Below are 25,673 nucleotides of genomic sequence, written 5' to 3'. Positions count from 1 at the left end.
ATCAACGCAGTTACTTTTTGTAACTCTTAAGTTACAAATATGCCGCTGATATAGAAGAATCAATACTTCTTGTTATCAACGGCATACTTTTTCGTAACATATGCAGATTATTTAATGAAAAATCTGCTAAATACTAAATATTTTTATTCTTCATCAGGATCGTAATCAACGCCAGTTTCTGCACGTTGTTCGTCTGAAATTGGGGCTGGAGCACCAGTTAGAGGATCACGACCGCCACCAGCCTTAGGGAATGCAATAACATCGCGGATAGAGCTAGCTCCTGCCAAAATAGCAGCAGTTCGATCCCATCCTAAAGCAATACCAGCGTGAGGTGGAGCACCATACTTAAAAGCTTCAAGCAAGAATCCAAACTTTTCATCTGCTTCTTCTTTATCAATTCCAAGAACATTAAGCACGCGATCTTGAATGTCATCTCTGTGAATACGCACAGAACCGCCACCCATTTCATTACCATTGCACACAATATCGTAAGAATCACTCATTGCATGCTCAGGATCTTTATCGAATTTATCAATCCAATCAGCAGATGGCATTGTAAACGGATGATGCATAGAAGTCCACTTTGAGTGACCGACAGCAACATCATCATCATCTGGATCATCAGTACGCTTAAACAGTGGGAAGTCAACAACCCAAGTAAAAGCAAATTCATCTGGATGTAGCAATCCTGCACGGCTTGCAAGCTCAACACGAACTGCACCAAGCAAAAGCTGTGAAGATTCGCGGCTTCCTGCTGCGAAGAACACTGCATCGCCATCATCTGCTCCAACAGCTTGCTTAAGACCTGCGCGCTCTTCTTCAGAAAGATTCTTAGCAACAGGACCTTTCAACTCGCCATCTTCACCAAACACAACGTAAGCCAATCCCTTAGCTCCGCGCTGCTTAGCCCAATCTTGCCAAGCGTCAAACTGACGGCGAGGAGTTGCAGCACCACCCTTAAAGAGTACAGCACCAACATATGGCGCTTGGAATACTCTAAATGGAGTATCCTTAAAGAAGTCAGTCAACTCAATAAGTGGGTTTCCAAAACGCAAATCTGGCTTATCGGAACCATACTTATCCATTGCTTCTTGCCAAGTAATGCGAGGCAAAGGAAGAGTAATTTCATGTCCTGCTTCCTTCCAAATTGCAGCAATAACGCGCTCAGCCATAGCCATAACATCTTCTTGACTTACAAAGCTCATTTCCATATCGAGCTGAGTAAATTCAGGCTGACGATCTGCACGGAAGTCTTCATCGCGATAGCAGCGAGCAAGCTGATAGTAACGCTCAACGCCAGAAACCATAAGAAGCTGCTTTAAGAGCTGCGGAGACTGTGGAAGAGCATACCAAGAGCCTGGAACCAAGCGTGCTGGAACAACAAAGTCACGCGCTCCTTCTGGAGTGGACTTAATAAATGTTGGTGTTTCAACCTCAGTGAAGTCCATATCTTCCAAAGCGTGACGAGCAGCCTTAGCCATATCAGAGCGGAGTTTTAAATTGCGTTGCATAGACGGGCGGCGCAAATCAAGATAACGATACTTTAAACGTACATCTTCGCTAGGAAGCTTGTTTTCGGACTCGTTTTCCAAAGCTGTTGAAACTTGGAATGGTAATGCATCTGACTTTGCAAGAACAGTAACTGTTTGCGCAACAATCTCAATCTTACCTGTTGCCAAATGATCATTTTCATTACCATCTGGACGCAGACGAACTTCGCCTGTTATTTGCACAACAAATTCGCTTCTTAATGGTCTAGCTGTTTCTTCGTCATAGATAACAACTTGTACTAATCCTGTATTATCTCGAACATCAACAAAGGCAACGCCACCGTGATCACGGCGACGATCAACCCAACCTGCGATGGTTACTTTTTGCCCGACCAATGCTTCAGTCACTTCAACGGCATGGTGCGTACGATACGCCGTTTGGCTCATAAGTCCACTTCCTCTATGTTCTAATAATGATGTAATCATTTTTCCATTGACACAAATCTGTGCTTATTTACGCGAGTAAAAATACGCGCAAACTATTTAGCACAGGAAACTGTCTGCCGGGCATACACAGTATCTGGTTGCCACGACGTGACATTTGCTGATTCTTGATCTCCTGTAATTATGTTCTTTACTTCATCTTGACAAGACTCAGATTCGGTACTATCTGCAGGGAACCAAACGTAAGGAATACCAAGCTTGTCGGCGTACTTTATTTGCTTTCCAAGTTTTGCTGCAGTAGGAGCAACATCAGTTGCAATACCACGATCACGCAAAGCTTTAGCGATAGCATTGCAATGAGGACGATCTTCCTCATTCCACACTGCAACAAGTACTGCTGCAGGAGAAACTCTAGAAACAGTTGCGTGAGCCGTGTGAAGCATATAAGAAACTAAACGAGATAATCCAATAGAAAGACCAACTCCAGGATACTTTTTCTTACCTTGAGAAACAAGATTATCGTAGCGTCCTCCAGAGCAAATAGATCCTAAAGATGACACACCATCAAGGAAAGTTTCATAAACTGAGCCAGTGTAATAATCAAGACCACGAGCAATCTTCAAATCAGCAACAACACTACCAGGTCGAATCTTAGATGCTTCATCAACGATCATTGATAACGTTTCAACTCCTTGTAAAGATAGAGCATATGATTCGTTATCTTCATCTCGAACAATATTATGCTTATCACATAGAGAATTAAAACGCTCTTTAAGCTCTTCACCAGTTTTAGCGCGAAGCTGCGCTAATTCTAAGCAAGCAGCAGCTTGAGAATCTGTAGCACCGCATTCTTTTACAAGAAGTTTAAATACTTCATCGTAGCCAATTTTATCTAATTTATCGATTTCTCGTAGAACTCCTTCAATATCACTTAAACCAATCCCACGATAGAAACCTTCTGAAAGCTTACGATTATTAGCATGAACAGTGGCTTTAGGAAGTCCAAACTCACGCAAACGCTCAAGAGCTTCAACCATAACTAACGGTAATTCAACTTCATAATGGGATGGCAAATCGCCATTAGAAACAACGTCAATATCCGCTTGTACAAATTCGCGAAAACGACCTTCTTGCGGACGCTCCCCTCTCCAAACCTTTTGCATTTGCCAACGCTTGAACGGAAACGCCAAGTCGCCTGTATGCTCAACAACATAACGACTAAGCGGAACAGTCAAATCAAAATGCAATCCTATACGTTCTTCAACAGGAGTTTTAGATTCATTACCAACTTCTTGCAAACGAGATAATAAATAAATTTCTTTACTTGTTTCACCTTTTTTTAATAAACTTGAACCTTGCTCAACAGCTCGCGTTTCAATGCCAATAAAACCGTTGAGTTCAAAGACTTCTCTAAGTGTATCAATCACGCGTTGTTCAACAGCACGTTCACTAGGAAGCCATTCAGGGAAACCAGATATTGATGAGCCTTGTACCATGTCCACTATAATAGGTGATGTTACGGAAAATTGTGACCAAAAGTTATACTATTCGTAACACTGTTACCGTGCATATGCTGTAAGGAGTTGTCCCGTGAGCGAACAGACTAAACCAGAAGAAACTACTCAACTCAATGCTACACCAAAACCGCATGCGCCGTCGCCTGCGAATTTTGCTAATAAAACTCGAGTTGTAGCTCAAACCCCTACTATTTCTTATAGTGAGGAAGATGTAAAAAACGCTGAAAAGTTTGGCAGAGTTGATGAAAATGGCACCGTTTACGTGCGAGAAGGTGACACTGAACGTGAAGTAGGACAATACTCTACTGGTACACCAGAAGATGCCCTTACTTTCTACGTGCACCGCTACTTAGATTTAAAGATTAAACTTGATCTTTTTGAAAAAAGACTCGCATCAACAAATGTGAAACCTAAAGAAATTGACGAATCAGTCAACACTTTAGAATCCGAATTAAGTGAGCCTGCAGTTGTTGGAGATATCGCTGCTTTACGAGCGCGACACGCCGAATTAAAGGCTCGTGGAGAAAATAAAAAAGAAGAAATTGCAAAAGCTCGCAAAGATGCAATCGAAAAAGCTCTTAAAGAGCGAACAGCAATAGTTGAACAAGCTGAATCGTTAGTTGAGAATATGACAGAGTCAACTAATTGGCGCTCTTTAGGAGATAAGTTGCGCTCGCTTTTTGACAAGTGGCAGCAACATCAGCGTACAAGTATTCATTTAGCTAAAGCAGATGCAGACGACCTATGGCAACGATTCTCTAAAGCTCGCTCTGCTTTTACAACAGCACGTAATGCTTGGGTTAAACAAAGAGATAGCGAACGCGATAATGCTAAGAATGTTAAAGAAGCTATTATTGCAGAAGCAGAAAGCTTAAAAACTTCTACAGATTGGCGTGAAACTTCCATGAAGTTTAATGCCTTAATGGATCGTTGGAAGAAAGCTGGAAATGCTGGACGTCAACACGATGACGAATTATGGACCAAGTTCCGTGAAGCTGCAGACGTATTCTATCACGCTCGTCAAGCAGATCGTGAAAAGATGAATGCAAGCGAGAAAGAGAATCTAGCTAAAAAAGAGTCACTACTCAAACAAGCTGAAGCTTTGCTGCCTGTTGAAAATGAAGAATCAGCAAAACAAGCACGAAAAGCTTTATCTGAAATTCAAGAACAGTGGGATGCTATCGGATTCGTTCCTCGCGATGATATGCGCCGCATTGAAAGCCGTTTGAATGAAGTTGATAAAAAGATTAAAGCTGTTGAAGAAGCTGCTTGGAAAGATAAAGATCCAGAAGCTAACGCTCGTAAATCAAGCTTTGCTTTGCAATTGAAAGCTCAACTTGACGAACTAGATGAAAGAATCGCAAACGAAAAAGATTCTAAGAGAAAAGCAAAACTTCAAGCAGAAAAAGCAACAAAAGAACAATGGCTCAACGCTATTAAATAAAATATAAACTCATGAGGCTGCGCAAGTTATCGCGTAGCCTCATTTTTTATTGCTAAACATTATATTAAATCAAGAAAAATCAAAAAAGTTAGAGCTGGGAATCAAGAGAAAAATCAACAAAAATCAAGAAAAATAAGCAAGACTCAACAAAACTCAACAATAACCAACAATACTCAAAGAAATAATAATTACTTATGCAAATAATGATTAAATAAAATCAAAATAACAAATTAAATCAAAACACGATTTGAAAAAATTTTAAGATTTTTCAATTAAATCTTTAGCAAGCTTAATAAAAGTATTAGCTAAAGAAGAATCCGCTAATTTACCTTCTTTAGTTAAAACTGCAGGACGCCCACTCTCTGCCAATTCTCTGATAGAAGTATTTAAAGGAATTTTAGCTAGAAGAGGAACATTTTTATCAAGAGCTCTACAAAGCTGAGAACTAACACGCTCGCCTCCGCCAGAACCAAAAATTTCTAATCTCTCACCATTGTTATCAAACCAACTCATATTCTCAACAACGCCACGCACATTAACAGGAATTTGCAACGCCATAAGACCTGCTCGAACAGCAACATCTGAAGCACTTGGCTGAGGAGTAGTAACAACAACTAGCTCAACATTGGGCAACGATTGAGCAACAGCTAATGCCATATCTCCTGTACCAGGCGCTAAATCAAGTAAAAGAACATCAGGACTACCCCACCAAACATCTGAAAGAAATTGTTCTAAAGATCGTTGCAAACGAGGACCTCGCCAAAGAATCGCTCGATCTGTTCCAGCAAACATTCCAATAGAAATAAGCTTAACTCCCCAAGAAACAACAGGCATAAGCATTCCATTAAGATTAGTTGGCTGAGAATGTATGCCAAACATACCAGGCAAAGAAAAACCATAAACATCTGCATCAATAGCTGCAGTATCGTATCCTAATGATGCAAAAGTTGCAGCAAGATTAGCAGTTATTGAAGATTTACCAACACCACCTTTTCCAGATGCGATAGCAAAAATACGCGTAGTATTACCATTTTTATTAAAAGGATTTTCTTTACGCTCAGCTTTCAAATCCAATACGAGTTTTGAAAGCTTTTCTTTACTCATAGCACTTATATTTACATGAGGAATCAGATGAGCAGAGGGATATTTTTCTACAGCTGACTTAATTTTTTGCGTAATAACTTGAGCTAACGGGCAATCTGGAACAGTAAGCTCAATGTCAACAAAAACATCATAAGCTACACGATTTTTATTACTATTGCTTTCAATAGCGCAGCTTTCAATAGCGCAATTTGAATTAGCAAAGCTTTTATCAACATTATCTAAATGATTAAAATTAGCTAAATAATCATGATTCGCAACTACACGAACACCTGTTACCATATTTAATTCTGTAACAGATTTTCCTAATTCTGGGTCAATAACACTACCCAACAAATCATAAATACGAGTTTCTAATTCAATCAACTTATTACTCATATTCTATGATTCACTTTGCAAATCAAGCGTAATATCGTTACGCAAAGCCAATTCAACATCACCTGTTGTAAGTAAAATCTTAAATTGACTCTCATTTAATGTAGGTATACCAAGTTCTATAGCTTTAGTAGCTTTAGAACCAGCATTAGCACCAACAATCGCACAATAAGTATTTTTACTTACTGAAGAAGCAGCTTTACCTCCTCTAGATATAATTGCCTCTTTAGCAGAATCCCTAGTGAAATCCTCTAAAGAACCTGTAACAACAACAGTCTTGCCAATAAGAGTCTGTGTCTGATTGCTACTAGAAGAATCAGATTTGCCAGCAACGCCAGCATTTTTCCAAGAAGCTAATATCTCATATCGCCAATCATCTATATTCTTTGCTTTATCAAACCACTCGAATACTTCTTTTGCAATTTCTGATCCAACACCATCAATATTTGTAAGCTCTTCAATAGAAGCATTAGAAATATTATCTAACGACCCGAAATGTTGAGCAATCAGTCGTGCAGTAGGAGGACCTAAACGTCGAATAGAAAGCGCAACAAGAACACGCCATAATGCAGCGTTTTTCCCTTTTTGCGAAATTTCATCCAGCATACTTCTAGTTGTTTCACTCGGACGCCTATAACAAGGAACGCTAATAGTCAAAAGATCACCATTTTTGCGCACTTGTTTATTTTTAACTCTAGTTACAAAAGCATCTAAAGGAACTTCAAAATCTGGGTAATCACTATTAAACTCATCTTGAGAATCAGTAGACGAAAAATTCGACAAATTACGTTTAGCTTCTAACTCACGAGTCCAAAAAGCTGAAACCTGTTTCCATAATCCAGATCCGCCAATCTTTTTAGACCTTTTCTTTAGTTTTCCATCTTCCCCTAATTCATTCCACTGTTCAACAAGAGGAATTTCTTTCCAAACCATAACATTTTGTAAATCTTCTGCTTTAATATTAAAAATTCCAGCTTCACTGTGAAGAATTGGAGATTGATAATCAGGAAGATTAAAGTGAGCTTCCGGAATATTAGGCTTAGAAGACGAACCTCTATCAATAGTAATTTTATCTATATCAGGGCGATACACTTCACAAGTAGTAGGCCTAGAATCCTCTGGATTCGCTAATGCTAATGCAGCAGCATCACCCAAATTCTCAATGTCGAACGCTTGCCTAGATGCTAAATGAATAATTCGCTCTGTAAGTTGTGCAGGGCAATTTTCAACATTAGGACAACGAATATCTTTATCCCCTTCTTTTGCAGGAGCAAGCTTTGTTCCACATGAAGGGCAAAATTCAGGCATCACAAATCTTCTTAGATTTTGCTCACGACCCTTGCGAGCACCTAAAACAGGTCCTACAAGCTCTGGAATTACATCTCCAGCTTTACGAACAACAACAGTATCTCCAATTAAAACGCCCTTATGTTCAACTTCATAAGGATTATGCAAAGTAGTACGAGATATAGTAGAACCAGCTACAGTTACAGGCTCAAGAACAGCTACTGGAGTTACTCTGCCTGTACGACCTACTTGAACAATAATATCTTTTAAAACAGTATTAACTTCTTCAGGAGGATACTTATACGCAATAGCCCATCTTGGAGCACGAGATGTTGCACCAAGTTTACGCTGTAAAGCACGATCATCTACTTTAACAACAATTCCATCTAAAGCATGAATTATAGAAGAACGATTTTCTCCATAATAATCAATCATATCTTGAATTTGCTCAAAATTATTTACATTTCGAGTATAAGGAGAAACTGGAACACCCCATTTTTTATAAAGTTCATAAGCATCTGATTGATTAAACGTCGTTTCGCTATTTGCATGACGAGTTGAATTTTTCCAACGTAATTGACCTAAACCATGAGCAAAAAAACTTAAATGTCTTGTTGATGTAATTCTAGGATCTTTTTGACGCAATGATCCAGCTGCAGCATTTCTAGGATTAGCAAAAGGCGATTTACCTGAATTCTCTTGTTCTTCGTTAAGCTTATAAAAATCCTCCCAAGACATAAAAACTTCGCCACGAATTTCCACAAATTCCGGTATATCTTCTGGATCATTTGCATTTAATTGCGTAGGTATAGCATCAATAGTTCTTACGTTTAACGAAATATCTTCACCAGTTACTCCATCGCCTCTAGTAAGACCTTGCTCAAGAGTACCATTTCGATAAATTAAATTTAAAGCTAAACCATCAATCTTTACTTCGCATGTCATAGGCAATGGTTCATTTTGCGACCAATGCAAATCTCTTAACACGCTATTGTACCAATCATGTAATTCTTCGAAAGAAAACACATCATCTAAGCTCATCATCCGAGATGGATGCTTTACAGGAGTAAAATCATTTGAAAAAGTACCACCAACTCTATGTGTTGGAGATTGAGGATTGTCTAATGTCGGAAAAGCAGATTCCAAAGAACTTAACATTCTCATTCTCGCATCATAAGCTGCATCTGAACTCGTAGGGCAATCTTCAACATAATAAGCAATTTGATCTGATTGAGCCCAAGCAGCTAATTTAGACCACAATTTAGCAGCTTGTTCAGTTGTAAAGAATGAAAGTTGAATATTTTCTAATGCTAGAGCATCTGCATCTGTAGGCTCTAACTTAGCAATCCATTCATCATTATTTAAATTAGGATTCCATATATGAGCATCGCTAGAAGAAGAACTATCTGCATCACTAGAAAAACTATCTGCATCGTTAGAAGGAATACCGTCTGCATTAGATAAACTATCTGCAGCATTAGAAGGACTATCAAAGGAATCTTGAGTATAAGTTTTATTATCAAAATCAAAAAGCGAAGGCTGAATACTTGAATTAGCAGCATCTTTTTTGCTTATACTCATATCTAATCCCTTTCTTATCAAAAATCCAATAAATAAACAAGTTCAATTTTCAAATTACTATCGTTTATACAATATGATAATTCAACGCAAGTAACGTTATATCATTATATAAATCACATTATTAGATAAAAACACATTATCAATTTTTAGAATCTACTGTGCGTTACAATCGCAAATCTACTATGCGTTAAGAGATCGCAAGAATTGCATTTGTATTGCATTGCTAACGTCATTATTTTCTTTAGAATAATTCATTCTAGCTGAAGCAACGCATAGTGTCCTAGCGATAACAAACATCCCATTATTTACTGTTTCTTTAGCAGCTGAATCTATAATAGAGCGAGCATTTGTATCTGGCCAATAAGGTATGTTTCTTGCTTTAAGAATCCTAATTATATCGTCCATCTCGTCAAATATTTGCATGCCTTGAGATTTCATTCTCGTTAAAAGCTCTTCTTTTTCAATATTTAAAGTTTCAATATGTTCTGGAGCAATACTTTCTGCCATTTGATAAGAAGCTAAAGCACTATCAAAATGATCTCGCATCCACTCAGCATAAGCTAATCTATAGTATGCGAATGCAGCATCATCTTGATCTAGAGCAACTCTCAAAGCATTCAAACATGCTGCGAAAACTGAATCCCAATCCTCATGATGAGATAACTCAGTAGCTAAGCGCAAATGCGAAAGAGCATATGTAGGAGCATAAACAACCATTGAGCGCAAATGCTGCAAAGTTTTATTGCTATCGTGCAATTGCGAGTATATGTCCGCTAATTCCATATGAGAATAAAATAGACCATCTGGTATTAAACGCATAGACTCGTTATTATTAGCAAACATACGATTATAAATAACTCTCTCAGCATATGAATTGAAATACCTTGGTATTGATTTACCTTCAGAAAACATCGCATCATAATATGCTACATTTTTCTCATATTCTTCAATACCTTGTGATATTTCACCCATTTCTAATTGAGTATGAGCTTTAAGACGCATATTTCTTATATCTTTAGAAATATGAAAGTCTAGCTCAGGAATAGGATCCTCATCTATAAGAGATTTAGTTATAATTCCAGATTTTTCGCTCAACTCAGGATCATCTATTGAATTGATAATATCCATCGCCATATGAGCTTTTTCAGCAGTTGTTGGCATAAGCTCTGATGCAATATGATGGAAGTCAGAAACAGCTTGTTGCAATAAATCCTCTCTCTGAATTGCAAGACCTTTAGCACAACAAGTTCCTAATATTGATTCTAAATAATCATTAAATTGACGATCTGAGAATTCTGGCTCTTCTTGAGCTCCTCTAGGAGCAAACTTAGTATCTCTTAAATCAAATGTTGGATCAACTGATTTTAATGCACCAGAAGAATCAATATTCATGTTTGCAAAAAACTCTTTATATGTTTTTATTGGATTTTTTAAACCATTAGAGCGTAAATATTCAACGAATTTTTTACGAGTAAAAGTAACAGTCATTAAAGTTTTACGAGATTTTTCATTTAACAAAGAGCGCGATGATTCATCTGAATTATTTTTATCATCAAATTCACTACTACTAGAAATAGTAGAATCACTAGAAGAGCTAGAAGAGCTAGAAGAGCTTATATTATTAGCGCTTTCAGTGCGTGAGCTAATAGAACTAGAATCACAAGAAGAATCATATGCTTTTGCTTCATGAATTTGTTCAGGATTACCATGAACATCCCCATCTTTCGGCTCACCTTTTATATGCGTTTGTTGATTTACTAAATCATTTAACGCGCTTAAAGTACGATTCAAAAGCTTATCAATAGCATTATTATTAGCTGCAACCATTTCCTCTAAGCAAATCGAATCTAATCTAACAGATACATTTTTTACAGCAGGATTTGCAGCAAAAGCTATTAAAGCTAATATAATTCCCAATCGCAAATTGTATTCTGTTGTCATAGTAGCTATTTTTGAAGCGCTCAAATTAACCCAATGCTTTTTAAAAGCATCGTAAGAGCGGCGCGGCATAACTGAAGGTCCAACAGCCATAAATCCTATAGCAACATTTCCATCTTCAATATTAGAACGAAAATCAGCATCGAATCTAAAGGGAGTGCGCATAGTACGAATCCAATGCGATAATCTCTGCCTATACGCCCATTCATTATTAGTTCTATAGTCTTTGATCATAGAACTTTTTCTCTCATAACGAATTTGCTTCCATATAGTTTCAAGAGGCTTGATTTTATCGTCTTGTAAAGGACTTCCAAAATCATTTATGAATTTTAAGTAAGCACCAAAAGCTGGATCCTCTATCAAAGCAAAATCTATTTGTGCTGCCTGCTTATACGTGACTTCATTTTCTGTAAAATTACTGCCAGACGAAGAACTTTCTTCTATACAATCGCTAATAGCATGAATCCTATTCAATGCACCTTCAATAGACAAAACTACAAGAGCTGATTCTGGATCAAGAGCATTATCCCAAGAAATCTCATAATTTCTGGAAACACTAGATTCATTCAAATGCAAAACTTCAGCTCCATGCTTTTGCTCTAAAGATCGTATAGGATTAAGAGCTCCAGACTCATGCATTAAACGCTCAAAATATGCTTCTAATCCAGAATATCTAAGACCAGCAACTCGAATATTTTGTATATCTTTTACACTGTTTCTAATAGCACACAAAGGTGCTTGCGTATGAAGTCTATGGAAAATATTCTCAACACCAAAACTTGTTAAAATCTCTGAAATATTTGGAATTAAATAAGTAGCAAAAAATACTATAGCTATAGCATCTTTGTATTCAAGATTATATCTAAGAGACCCTGCTAAAGGCGTACGTGCTTGCTCAATAGTATATGATTTACGACCATTATTTTCTGCACAAAGCCACGAAGCAACCCATCTTGGACCTTCAAAAGGACCTGTATGAATAACAACATCTCCGCGCAAAACCCGGAATGTTGAAGATTTACACAATTGAGAAAAAGTATGCATGAAAAACTTGATTCTACCCCAAAAAGTATGAGATTTTTTTATCTCAAGTTTATTTTTTTCTTGAACCTCTTTACGAGCTTTTTCTTCTTCATTAAGTTCATGAGATTGAAAGAATTGATTCGCGTCAAAATTATTATAAATAGAGTCATCTTCATCATCACTGTTAGCACAATCGCAAGCTACGATTTTATTACTTCCAGTAATAATCAAATCATTATCTTCGTCAACACAATCTATATCTACACAATCACCATCTGTGTCGTCATAAAATGGGAAGTCATATCTATCTGGAGCATCATATAACTTAGATATTTTTTCTACTTCGTGAATAAGTTCAGGAGATTGTGAGCAAATTTCTTCAATCTCCTTATCCATACTTTCACTATCTTTATAATTTTCAAATGCTAAATTATCATCACTTTTAGGATCATAAGTTTCCTTGAAAGCTTCATTTATATTTTTACAAAAAGCACTAAATTTATTAGGTAATTTATTCCCGTAGAATCTAGATTTATCTTCAAGAATTATTTCTTGCTGCTTTAAAAGGTAAAGTGACGTAAAACGATAATATATATCTTCAACAGTCATATCATTGCCTAAATAAACTCTACCTTCATAATCAGCAATAGCTAATTGCCTAAATTTCCTATTATTATCTTCAAATAATCCTAAAGAAATCATTGGCTTAGAATTCTTACTACTAAAAATATTCTTAGAGCCATTTTCAGATTTACTATGTTTTATATCACAATAACGAATCCAGCCGTATTTTATTCCATCAGGCAAGCCTTTTATATCGTTAAAAATATGCTTTTTAGCGAAGATGGGAACTTTTACAAAAATATCATCAGAAGAATCATCTTCGTCATCTACATCTACATCCGTATCTTGATTTGTGCTTAATGAATCATTGTTTATTGAAGAATTAAAATAATTAGAAGAATTATTTGATGAAGTCATGCTTTTAGATACTGCTTGTTCGCTAACTTCATCGTCACGCTCATAGCTTGCATTTAGTGGCATGTTATCAACCATAATCCCCATTCTTTCCAAATAGATACAATGAACCGATATGTATAGCCCCAATCAGATTCATTTAACGTGTATTTTAAACACTATCGTCAAGTATATAAGATGTAACGCATGTTATAAATGTGTGTTGTTACTTATGTAAATATATAAAAATGTATAAAAATATATAAACTTTATATATAGTCTTGAAATGTAAGACAATGTAAACCAATAAATAAACTAACAGTCAAACTAACTAACAGTCAAACTAAAAATCAAATAAGCTAACAGTAAAACCAACAAATAGACAAATCAAAGAATAAACCAACAGTCAAATTTAAAATTATAGTAAAACAAATCCTATATAAAACTTATGGCTGAAACAGTAACTACCATTTCAGCCATAAGAATCGTTTATTACTTATCGTATATCTTGATGAAAAGGATTAAACACTACGCTACAACGCTGGAAGCTCTTGACATCAACATATCCTGTAGAAGCCATAGTACGGCGCAATGCACCAACAAAATTAGTAGTTCCATCCGCTTTATGACTTGGACCAAATAGTATGTTTTCAAGAGGAGCAACAGTACCAACATTCGTACGCATACCACGAGGAAGAGAAGAATGACGCGCTTCAGCACCCCAATGCATTCCACGACCTGGAGCTTCAGTAGCACGAGCCAAAGGAGTTCCAAGCATTACAGCATCTGCTCCCATTGCCAAAGCTTTAATAAAGTTTCCAGAATTACCCATTCCACCATCTGCAATGATATGAACGTATCTACCGCCAGATTCATCTAAATAATCGCGGCGCGCCTCAGCAACATCTGCAATAGCAGTTGCTAAAGGAGCTTGAACTCCTAAAGTGTTCATAGTTGCAGAAACAGCTCCACCGCCAAATCCAACTAAAACTCCAGCAGCTCCAGTTCGCATTAAATGCAATGCGGATGTGTAATCAGCGCAACCGCCAACAATAACTGGAACATCTAAATCATAGATAAATTTCTTCAAATCAAGAGGCTCATGATCTTTAGAAACGTGTTCAGCAGAAACAGCTGTACCACGAATAACAAACAAATCAACACCTGCTTCAAGAACTGTAGTATAAAATTCTTGAGTACGTTGTGGTGAAAGAGCGCCTGCAACAGTAACACCAGCATCTCTAATAGTGTGCAAACGCTTAACAATAAGTTCAGGCTTAATAGGTTCTGAATAAATCTCTTGAATACGTTTTGTGGCTTGTTCAGATTGCAATTCAGAAATTTCTTTCAATAAAGGCTCAGGATTCTCATAACGAGTCCAAAGTCCTTCCAAATCAAGCACACCTAAAGCACCCATTTGTCCCATTGCAATTGCAGTATCTGGACTTGTAACTGAATCCATAGGAGCAGCAATAATTGGAACATCAAAGCTGTATGCATCAACCTGCCAAGCTGTAGAAACAGCTTGAGGATCACGCGAACGGCGAGAAGGAAGAATAGCAATATCATCAAGCGAATACGCTACGCGGGCCTTTTTGCCCAAACCTATTTCAATTTCCTGTGACATACTTATTAGGCTAATGCTCGATGTTGACTAAAAAGAATACAAATGTCGGAATATAACAATATTTAGATTACTTATGAAAAACATTATATATATTTTTCGCTTTTTCTAATCCGATACCTGGAACTTTTTGTAATTCTTCTAATGAAGCAGATGAAATTTTCTTAACGCTTCCGAAAACAGATAATAATCTCTTAGAGTAAGCTAAGCCAATTCCAGGAATTGAATTTAAAGTAGATTTCAATAAACCTTTTCTCCTTTTATTACGATGATATGCAATAGCGAATCTATGAGATTCATCTCTTGCTCTTTGAAGTAAATACAATCCTTCTGAGTCACGTTTAAAAATAATAGGATAATCACCATCAGCAAGCCATACTTCTTCTAACTTCTTTGCTAAACCGCATACAAAAACATCATTTACACCACAATCCAACATAGCTTGTTTAGCTGCAATCGCTTGCTGTTTGCCGCCATCTACAATAATGAGATTAGGCTTGTAAGCAAAACGTCGTTTTACTTTATTTCTATCAGAGTTAGAACTATTATTTTTAGACTCCCCAGAATCAATTTCATTGTATGTAAATCTTCTTTTAATAGTTTCATATAAAGCACTTAAATCATCTAATTGACCAGCTCCATCTTCACCATGAATAGAAAATCGTCTATATTCGCTTGGACGAGCTATTGCATCTTCAAATACAACCATTGATGCAACTTGATACGTTCCATCAATAGTATTAGAGATATCGTAACATTCAATACGCAACGGAGCGTTACTCAATCCAAGCACTTGAGCTATCTCATTCATAGCTTGAGTACGCATTTCAATGCTATTGATTCGACTTGATTTCATGCGCACTAAAGCCTGATTCGCATTTTCGTTAGCACGATTCATTAAATCATGCTTACTTCCACGTGACGCAACATGAATAGTTACTTTAGATCCACGTATATTACTTAATAAAAGTTCTAATTCTTTCTGTCGTTCTTCGCATAATTCTATAGGGATTATAATTTCACGAGGTACAGGAGATATAGGCGCTAATAAATCTTCGCGACCTGTTGATTCTTGTCGCTCATGACGTGTTCTAGTAGCTTTAGCTCTAAGAACAGAATCAATTGCACTAGCATTTTTAATATCACTAAACGCATCACGAATTTGCTTGATGTTAGCACAATTATGTGATTTTAAATCATAAGAATTTCCATATTCTGCATAGACATTCGTCAACAAATCAGCAAGAAGATCACTATCGTCAACTTCATCATTTCGTTCAACATACCAATTTTTCTCTCCACGAATCATTCCAGATCTTACAAAAAATGCATGAATTGATGCTTCAAGATTATCTGAAGATAAGCCAAATACATCCGCTTCAACATCATCATCAAAAACTACTGAATTTTTTTGCAAAACAGTATTTAATAATGAAATATCATCACGCAATTTTGCAGCGCGTTCAAATTCTAAATTATCACTAGCTTTTTTCATCTCAGCGTTAAGATTTGAAATATACGATGAGCCTATACTTCCAGTAAGAACACCGACTAAATGTTCTACGTTATTTCTATGCTCACTTTGAGAAACATTATCAATACATGGAGCAGAACATTTTCCAATAGAAGCTAATAAGCATGGACGCCCAGTTCTATGAGCTCTACTAAACACTGAAGAAGAACAAGTTCGTACAGGAAAAGTTTTTAACAGGGAATCAAGACTATGTTTTAGTGGCCATACTTTTGCATAAGGTCCAAAATAACGAGCATGTTTGAAAGAGCGATTTCTAGTAATCCAAACCCTAGGAAATTCTTCTTCAACAGATACTGCAACATAAGGGTAAGTTTTATCATCTCTAAAAACAACATTAAATCTTGGATTAAATGTTTTAATCCAAGTATATTCAAGTGTAAGCGCTTCAAATTCTGTTTCTACAACAGTCCACTCTAAACTACGAGCAGACAAAACCATTGATCGAGTGCGAGGGTGCAATTGATCTAAAGGTTGAAAATAATTTGCTAATCTATTTCTCAAATTCTTTGCTTTTCCAACGTAAATTACTCGGCCATCCCCGTCACGCCATTTATAAACTCCTGGTTTAGGTGGTATATCGCGAGAAGCAGGTCTGAATAAATCACGACTATCTGAAAGCAATGGAGCTCCTAAAGAATTTAAACCTAAACTACTTTTTGAATCTGACACGTTCTTAGTCTTATGCCAATGAACACTATCACTAGAAGCACTAACAGAACTACTAACAGAAGCACTAACAGAACTACTGCTTGAACTATTGTAAGAATTGGCTGCGTATTCAGTAGAAATATCACTAGAGCTATCAGTAGAACTATCACTATAACTATCACTAGAATCACTAAAAATGTTTGAATCTAAAGAATAATTCAAATCCTCATAATTTCTTAAATCCCCCATATTATTTATTCACCTCCTTCTTTTAATTTTCTAAAAATTCCATCAATTTAAATTTACGTGTATTAGATATTTAACATTGGCTTTAAGAATTTACCAGTCCAACTCGAGTCACATTCAGCAACGCTTTCAGGAGTGCCTTGTGCTACAACACTTCCTCCTCCATCTCCTCCTTCTGGACCTAAATCAATAATCCAATCCGCTGACTTTACAACATCAAGATTATGCTCTATAACAATCACCGTATTGCCTTTATCAACAAGAGATTGAAGAACAATCAATAATTTTCTAACATCTTCACAATGAAGACCAGTTGTAGGTTCATCAAGAATATATACTGTTTTACCTGTAGATCTGCGTTGCAATTCAGTGGCAAGCTTAACTCTCTGCGATTCTCCACCAGAAAGCGTTGGAGCAGACTGTCCTAATCGGATATACCCTAAACCAACATCTACTAAAGTTTTCAAATAACGCGATATTGATGGATACGATTTGAAGAAAATTGCAGCATCCGAAATAGGCATATTTAGAACATCTGAAACTGATTTTCCGTTATATTTAACTTCCAACGTTTCTCGATTGTATCTTTTACCATGACAAGCTTCACATTCAACATAAACATCCGGCAAGAAGTTCATCTCAATTTTCAAAGTGCCATCACCATGACAAGCTTCACAACGACCTCCTTTAACATTAAAAGAGAATCGTCCTGGACCATATCCCCTAACTTTTGCTTCGGATGTTTGAGCAAATAAAGAACGAATTTTATCCCATACACCAGTATAAGTAGCAGGATTAGAACGTGGAGTTTTACCAATAGGATTTTGATCAACGTGGACGACTTTATCGCATTTATCTATACCTTTTATATCTTTATGCTTTCCAGGAACTATACGAGCTCCATTTAATTTATTTGCAAGAACTGGATAAAGAATTGAATTTATTAAAGTTGACTTTCCAGATCCAGAAACTCCTGTAATGCAAGTAAAAACCCCGAGAGGAATAGAAACATCAATATTTTTCAAATTATGTTCGCGCGCACCAATAATTTTTAACATGCGAAGAGGATCTACTTTTCTACGCATCTTAGGAATAAGAATTGAACGTCTACCAGAAATGTAATCTCCTGTGATAGAACGCTCTGCATTAGCAATAGATGAAGACGGTCCGCAATATACTACTTCTCCTCCACGCTCCCCAGCTTCAGGACCAATATCAACAAGCCAATCAGCTTTACGAATAGTATCTTCATCGTGCTCAACAACTATAAGAGTATTACCGAGATTTCTAAGATGATGTAAAGTTGAAATTAAACGTTCATTATCTCTTTGATGTAAACCAATAGAAGGCTCATCAAGAACATACATAACACCAACTAAACCTGAACCGATTTGCGTAGCTAATCTAATACGTTGCGCTTCACCTCCAGATAATGTTTTCGCTCCTCTAGAAAGAGTTAAATAACTCAAGCCAACATCATTTAGGAATCCAAGGCGAGCGCGAATCTCTTTTAAAACTTCACCAGCAATAATCGCCTGAGAACCTTTTAATTGCAACGAGTTAATCCAATTCAAACTCTCACAAACAGGCATGTCACATACATCTGCAATAGAACAATTTCCAATTTTAACAGCAAGAACCTCCGGTCTTAAACGTTTACCTTTGCAAGCTCTACATGGAACTTCTCGCATATAAGACTCGTAGTATTGTCGCATCTGATCTGAATCAGTTTCATCATGCTTACGCATTAGAGTGCGAATTACGCCTTCAAATCCAGTAGAATACTCTCGCTGCCTTCCCCATCTATTTTTATACGAAACTGTAACAATAAAATCATGACCATACAAAACAGCATGTTTAACATCTTCAGACAAATCTTTCCATGGAGTATCCATGCTAAAGCCTAAATCTTTAGCAAGTCCTTTTAGAACATGTTGATAATACATGCCAGCAGATTTATTCATAGCCCATGGCTCAATAGCACCTTGTGCAAGTGATTTTTCAATATTCGGAATAACTAATTCTGGATCAATCTCCAAGTTATATCCTATTCCTGAGCAATCTTTACAAGCACCATAAGGAGCATTAAAAGAAAAAGTTCTAGGCTCAATCTCGTCAAGCTCTAGAGGATGATTGTTAGGGCATGCTCTATGTTCTGAAAAAGACTGCCTACGATTCGAAGAGTCTTGAGGCTCATCAACGAAATCAGCAACCACAACTCCATTTGATAATTTCAATGCAGTTTCAATAGAATCATTAAGACGCACTCTAATGCCATCTTTAATAACTAATCTGTCAATAACTACTTCAATAGTGTGTTTCTTTTGCTTAGCAAGTTTAATATCTTCAGATAGCTCATGCATTTGATTATCAATAATCACACGAGCGTAACCATCTGAACGTAAAAGTTCAAGAGTGTCTTTAAATTCACCTTTACGACCTTTAACTATTGGTGACAAAATTTGCAATCGCGTGCGCATCGGCAAAGAAAGCAAAGTATCAGTCATCTGTTGAGTAGTTTGAGCACTGACCTTTCTGCCGCATTCAGGACAATATTGCGTTGAAACTCTAGCAAAAAGAAGACGTAAATAATCATAAATTTCTGTAATCGTACCAACTGTAGAACGAGGATTCCTATTAGTTGTTTTTTGATCTATAGAAACTGCAGGACTTAAACCTTCAATAAAATCAACATCAGGTTTATCCATACGACCTAAAAATTGTCTAGCATAAGCACTGAGAGATTCAACATATCTTCTTTGACCTTCAGCAAATAAAGTATCAAAAGCAAGAGATGACTTACCTGATCCAGAAAGACCAGTAAAAACCACCATCCGATTTCTAGGGATAGAAAGACTAACGTTTTTAAGATTATGCTCTCTAGCACCTTGAATAGTTATCTTCCATTCAGACGGAACATTAGACAAATCTGATATAAGAGTTCCATGAGATGAGCACAGTGGAGCTTTATCTAGCAATATTTGCAATGCATCTGATTTTTGTACCTCACTCATTAGCACCTCACATATAAAAATGAACAACTTACAAGATAAGAACTTTATTATAGAACACTTGTTCGAAAAAGTAAAGTTCTCAACGAAAATTCGTTACCCCACGCGATATAATTTCTCACTTGGCTTAATATTTTATTTAGCCAATATATTATGAGCCTTTATTTTAATGAAACGGATACAAATATGCCTATTGACGCACAAGCATTAACCATACAAATTGGTGCGCGTACGCTATTAAACTCTTCTGATTTTCACGTTACTAAAGGCGATAAAATTGGTCTAGTTGGCAGGAACGGCGCCGGAAAAACAACATTAACACGCGTAATAACAGGCGATATGCTCCCATCACAAGGCTCAGTTCGAGTCAGTGGAAAATTAGGTTATTTGCCACAAGATACCCATGCTGCAGATCCAGAGCAAAGCGTTATTGACAGAATTATGAGCGCAAGAGATATAGCATCTATCGTATCTAGAATCCGCAAAGCTGAAAAAGAAATGACAGATCCAGATCCGGATGTTATGACGAAAGCAATGAATCGTTACGATAAAGCAATGCAAGATTACGAGAAAGCAGGAGGATACTCTGTACAATCTGAAGCAATCTCAATGGCAAGTAGTCTTGGTCTTCCACAAGAAGTTATGCAACAATCTCTTGGAACTCTTTCAGGCGGTCAACGCAGGCGCATTGAACTAGCGCGAATACTTTTTTCTGATGCAGATACCTTAATTCTTGACGAACCTACAAATCACCTTGATGCAGACTCAATAATATGGCTCAGAAACTATCTTAAGCGCTTTGAAGGTGGATTCCTTGTAATATCCCACTCAACTGAATTGCTTGATGAAGTAGTTAATAAAGTATGGCATTTAGATGCGCAATTAGCGAAAATAGACATGTATTCTATGGGTTGGAAAGCATACTTACATCAACGCGTTGTTGACGAAGAACGCAGAAGACGCGAACGCGAAGTAGCAGAAAAGAAAGCAGAACGCCTTATGAAACAAGGTATTCGCTTACATGCAAAAGCAACTAAAGCAGTTGCAGCTCAAAATATGATGCGAAGAGCACAACGTTTACTTAGCGAAACAAGTGAAGCGCAAAGAAGCGAAAAAGTTGCAGATATACGTTTTCCAGAACCATCCCCATGCGGAAAAACACCTATTATGGCAAAAGATATTTCTAAAGCATACGGATCTAATATTGTTTTTGCAGGAATTAACCTTGCTATAGATAAAGGCTCGCGAGTAGTTATACTCGGATATAACGGAGCTGGAAAAACTACAACACTACGCATTCTAGCAGGAGAAGAAACAGCAGATACAGGTGAAGTACAATACGGTCACGGATGCAAAATCGGGTATTTTGCACAAGAGCACGATACTCTTGATTTAGATGCAACAGTATTAGAAAATCTTCAACATGTTGCTCCAAACTTAAACGACACACAAGCTCGTTCAATGTTAGGAAGTTTCCTATTTTCTGGTGATGATGCAATGAAACCAGCTAAAGTACTTTCAGGCGGCGAAAAAACACGTCTTGCGCTCGCAACTCTAGTCACTTCACAAGCTAACGTACTTTTACTTGACGAGCCAACCAATAATTTAGATCCAGCTTCTAGAAATGAAATTCTTAAAGCTATATCGAAGTATGAAGGCGCTATTGTGCTTGTTACACACGATGAAGGAGCAGTTGAAGCTTTAAAACCTGAACGTGTTCTTCTTATGCCAGATGGCGATGAAGATTTATGGAACGATGAATATCTGGATCTTGTTGCAGAAGAATAATTAAGCGAACGCTAGAGCCAAAATCCGTTAGAATGGATATATGATGGCAATTTCTTTATCTCAAACTTTGCAAGAATCATTGCAAAGAAAATGCTTTCGCAGAAAGTATATACTACGAATATTGCGCATGCCATTAGCAATTTTGCTACTTATAGTCTTATTTGAATGCACTATAGGAAACATACCATTTTGGAAAAGCGTTGCAGGTAGCACTGATAGCTTTTCAGCTCATAATCACATCGGAGCAGGAATCCAACGTTTGCACTCAGGAGGATTGAGAATCGTAGATCCTTCAGAAGCATATATTGAAGTTATTTCAGACGGTTCATCTCCTTACATACGTTTACAACCTGCTATAAAACAACCTAAAAACGTTGGTACAACACCAATTATTAGCGACATTCACGTAAGAGTAGACGTAAATGGAATAGCAGGAAAATTAACTAGCGCTAATCCAAGAGCTACAAATAATGCTCTAATACCAGTACCAGAAGAAGCTATTGGAAAACCTAATATTTTAAGAATCTGGATACAACATCCTTTTAATTCAATAATAGATTTAGAAGATGCTAGAGCAAACGTTAGAGCACCTTTCAGTTGGTCTTGGGGTCGCGTAGCAATGTTAGCTATAGCAGCATTTGTTATTGCATTATTAAACCCATGGTCACATCTTTGGAAAATAAGACTTAATACATCAAGTATTTATCAACGATTACTTTTTATAGTAATTCTTTCGCCTTTTATAATAAGCGCCTTCATATCTATTATTGATAGCTTTATATATTCAACACCACTACACTTCGATGTAATTGGAAACTATACGTACGATTTTGATCAATACGATCACACAGCTCAAGCGATTTTGCACGGACAAACCTACTTAAATTTACCTGTTCCTCACGAACTTCGACAATTATCTAACCCATACGATCCTTCAGCAAGAAATATACTTTTATCAAACGGAGTTAGAAATATTTATTGGGATCACGCATATTATCAAGGACATTGGTATTCTTACTTTGGCGTTATACCAACAATCTTCTTCTTCCTACCATATAGAGCTATAAGCATGCTTTTCGTTCCAAATGGAAGAATGTTACCAACAAGTGCAGTCACGTTCTTTTGCATTATTGTATTCCTTATAGCAGGATCTCTATTGATAATTAACTTAATAAAAAAGATTAAAGAATCTCCACTTCTTGCAACAACAGTAATATGCGTAGCATTATTCTTAATAACTTCTAACATAACTTATCTATGGTTTAGACCATCGTTCTATTCAATTCCTATAGTTTCTTCTTTAATGTTTACAACTATAGGATTATGCTGTTGGCTTAAAGCGCGCAAAGACGATATAACAATAAACTCATTCTATTTTTCTTTAGGAACATTTTTCATATCACTAAATCTAGGATGTAGACCTACTTTTACGATTGCTTTACTTTTAGCTTTACCACTTTTCAGACATTACATTTTCAATACTTTATATAATACTTTTACAAAATATTATGATCAATCTTCTTGGAAACAATTAGCTAGACTTACTTCGATAACACTTATACCTATAGCAATAATCGCATTACCACTTGGTTTTTATAATGCGATTCGTTTCGGCTCTCCTTTTAATTTTGGAAATGAATATCAAATAACAGTAACAGATATGACTAGAATGCATATACCATCAGAAAACATATTGCCTTCTATATTTAGTTATTTAATTCTACCTTTACGAACTATTACAAAATTCCCTTGGATTGCAATTCAACCTATTTCTTTTAGCAAATGGCAATATGCAGAGCCAACGATCGGAGGAATATTTAGCATATCTCCACTAGCTTTACTCGGTCAAATCGCATCATTCATTTTTTATAAACGTAATAAAAACAAATATGTAAACGAATTTGCAATAACATCAATTGTTTTGGGAATTATAGTTATAATATTCGATAGCTTAAAAGCAGGAATTGGATGGAGATATATAGCAGATTTCAGCTGGCTTATAGGATTAAGCGCTGTTATCGGAATCGCATTATTCTTAGAAAAAGCTGCAATAATAACAAGCCAAGACACTATTTTAACTAAAGCATGTTCTTATTCAATACGAGCTATAATCGCAATTCTACTTGTGTTTTCTCTTGTTATAACATTTTTAAGCTGGTTTATTATCGGTAGAGAAGATTCGCTAATACAATATAATCCAGAATTATGGTATAGCGTACGAGCTTGGTTTAATCTCTTATAATCTCATTTAATAAAGTATCAACTGTTTTTAGCGTTAGCTTAAGATTATTACTGAATTGATCAGGTGCCGGCAATAAAGATAGCGCAAGATATCCATTATTTGGCATATCAAAATAGTATCCAGGTTGAGAAACTAATTTATAATCACGAATCAAACGCAACGCGAGTACATCATCATCAATACAAGATGGAACTCGCAATAATACATTCCATCCTCCTTCTGCTCTTAAAGCATCAACGCAACAATTAGGCCATTGAGCAAGTGTTTTGCGTAAAGTAGAAAGATTAGATTTTATACGCAAACGAACTTTATTCGTCTGTTCACACGCGCAATCAAGCAATTCATGAATATGATCTGAAACAGTCGCACCAATAGGAAGAAAATCATCTGCTATCACATCAAGACGTTTTTTTGCTTCACAAACTTCATCAACAGGTCCTGAAACTTCAATCCAACCAACTTTTGCGTGAGGAGCAGCAAGCATTTTAGAAAATCCATCTAAAGCAAAAACAAGAGTCGAAGTTTCACCTGCTAAGCGAGCATTAAAATCAAAAGGCTCAAGTGAGTAATCATAAAAAACCTCATCTGCAATAATAGCAATACCATGCCTATGACATAATTCCAACAACACTCCTCTTTCTTGCATCTTTATATAAGAGCCTGTTGGATTATTGGGATTTATAAGAACTAAAGCTTTAATATTATTCGATTCATCTTCTATTAAAGAACGTACATTAGCTAAATCAATAGTCCAAGAACCATCGTATCTCAAAGAATAAGGAATTGTTTTTACAAGATTCAGACGAGCAATAGATTCAACTAAAGGATACCCAGGTTTTGGAGCAAGAACAGCATCACCTGCATCACATAAAAGCATCATAAGCCATGCATAAGCTTGAGATGTAGAAGATAGAACATAAATATTTTCTGGATTAAGAGCACTAGCACAACAAGCACTACAACTAGGATCTTTAATTATCACTTCACTTTTTGTATTTGCATTAGATTCGCTTGAATAAATACCACGATTGTCACGCTTATTTATAAAATCTGCTAGCATTTTGCGAATTTCAATAGGCCCTCGAGGATCTGCAACATACTTACTAGATAAACAAATAGGAGCAAGATTATGAGATGTTGGATTAGAATCATTAAGCTTAGTTAATTTGATATTGCAAGCTAAAGCATCCCTTTCAGCTACGATAATAGGATTAGGTTCGCTTACATCTACTCGAGAAGAAAATTTCACATGACTACATTAGCTTATATTAAAGATATATTATTTTTAGCTAATACACATTGCACCAATATGAATTTAAAGCATCGCTATTACGTTTAGACTTTTAAACATTAGATTAAAATTTTCTTGAAATAACACAAAATCTGTGTTATTTTGGGTTATTTCGCAACATTTTCTATTTAA

12 protein-coding genes are annotated in these 25,673 nt (G+C 36.4%); 3 read left to right on the top strand and 9 right to left on the bottom strand.

Going from position 1 to position 25,673, the window contains the following annotated elements:
- Positions 1–143: 143 nt before the first annotated feature.
- Positions 144–1,937 carry an aspartate--tRNA ligase gene (gene aspS / locus HXT27_RS04960; protein ID WP_103043031.1) on the bottom strand — a complete coding sequence of 598 codons (1,794 nt, stop codon included), beginning with the start codon at positions 1,935–1,937 and terminating at the stop codon, positions 144–146.
- A gap of 92 nt (positions 1,938–2,029) precedes the next feature.
- The gene (gene hisS, locus HXT27_RS04955) at positions 2,030–3,430 is read right to left on the bottom strand and encodes a histidine--tRNA ligase (RefSeq protein ID WP_075523172.1); all 1,401 of its coding nucleotides are present in this window, start codon (positions 3,428–3,430) and stop codon (positions 2,030–2,032) included.
- A 94-nt stretch (positions 3,431–3,524) separates the two neighbouring features.
- Here hisS and HXT27_RS04950 point away from each other — a divergent pair, with 94 nt between their 5' ends.
- Positions 3,525–4,895: a DUF349 domain-containing protein gene (locus HXT27_RS04950; protein ID WP_075523173.1), complete on the top strand. Its 1,371-nt coding sequence runs from the start codon at positions 3,525–3,527 to the stop codon at positions 4,893–4,895.
- Positions 4,896–5,153: 258 nt separating this feature from the next.
- Here HXT27_RS04950 and HXT27_RS04945 read toward each other — a convergent pair whose 3' ends face one another.
- From HXT27_RS04945 to uvrA, 6 genes are all read right to left on the bottom strand, one after another.
- On the bottom strand, positions 5,154–6,374 hold the full coding sequence (locus tag HXT27_RS04945) for an Mrp/NBP35 family ATP-binding protein (RefSeq protein WP_075523174.1): 1,221 nt from the start codon (positions 6,372–6,374) through the stop codon (positions 5,154–5,156).
- Positions 6,375–6,377: 3 nt separating this feature from the next.
- Complete coding sequence (ligA, locus tag HXT27_RS04940) at positions 6,378–9,239, bottom strand: NAD-dependent DNA ligase LigA (protein ID WP_103043030.1); 2,862 nt, start codon at positions 9,237–9,239, stop codon at positions 6,378–6,380.
- Between the two features lie 180 nt (positions 9,240–9,419).
- Positions 9,420–13,256 carry a hypothetical protein gene (locus tag HXT27_RS04935; protein ID WP_103043029.1) on the bottom strand — a complete coding sequence of 1,279 codons (3,837 nt, stop codon included), beginning with the start codon at positions 13,254–13,256 and terminating at the stop codon, positions 9,420–9,422.
- Between the two features lie 397 nt (positions 13,257–13,653).
- A complete protein-coding gene (locus tag HXT27_RS04930; protein WP_103043028.1) occupies positions 13,654–14,784 on the bottom strand; it encodes a GuaB3 family IMP dehydrogenase-related protein in 1,131 nt (376 codons plus the stop codon).
- 67 nt (positions 14,785–14,851) lie between these two features.
- The gene (gene uvrC, locus HXT27_RS04925) at positions 14,852–17,212 is read right to left on the bottom strand and encodes an excinuclease ABC subunit UvrC (RefSeq protein ID WP_103043027.1); all 2,361 of its coding nucleotides are present in this window, start codon (positions 17,210–17,212) and stop codon (positions 14,852–14,854) included.
- 62 nt (positions 17,213–17,274) lie between these two features.
- Positions 17,275–20,223, bottom strand: a complete 2,949-nt coding sequence (gene uvrA / locus HXT27_RS04920) for an excinuclease ABC subunit UvrA (protein ID WP_103043026.1) — start codon at positions 20,221–20,223, stop codon at positions 17,275–17,277.
- A gap of 183 nt (positions 20,224–20,406) precedes the next feature.
- On the opposite strand from uvrA, the gene HXT27_RS04915 reads away from it, so the two are divergent.
- On the top strand, positions 20,407–22,008 hold the full coding sequence (locus tag HXT27_RS04915) for an ABC-F family ATP-binding cassette domain-containing protein (protein WP_075523179.1): 1,602 nt from the start codon (positions 20,407–20,409) through the stop codon (positions 22,006–22,008).
- 127 nt (positions 22,009–22,135) lie between these two features.
- A complete protein-coding gene (locus tag HXT27_RS04910; RefSeq protein ID WP_103043277.1) occupies positions 22,136–24,250 on the top strand; it encodes a beta-carotene 15,15'-monooxygenase in 2,115 nt (704 codons plus the stop codon).
- Here the strand turns inward: HXT27_RS04910 and HXT27_RS04905 are convergent.
- The gene (locus tag HXT27_RS04905; protein ID WP_103043025.1) at positions 24,237–25,499 is read right to left on the bottom strand and encodes a pyridoxal phosphate-dependent aminotransferase; all 1,263 of its coding nucleotides are present in this window, start codon (positions 25,497–25,499) and stop codon (positions 24,237–24,239) included. The two genes, HXT27_RS04910 and HXT27_RS04905, sit on opposite strands and share 14 nt — an antisense overlap.
- Between the last annotated feature and the right edge of the window lie 174 nt (positions 25,500–25,673).

This window comes from Gardnerella bivia (assembly GCF_049262715.1).
Taxonomy (GTDB): Bacteria; Actinomycetota; Actinomycetes; order Actinomycetales; family Bifidobacteriaceae; genus Bifidobacterium; species Bifidobacterium vaginale_A.
Note: the sequence above shows the minus strand (reverse complement) of the source record. Positions and strands in the feature narration are given on the sequence as shown.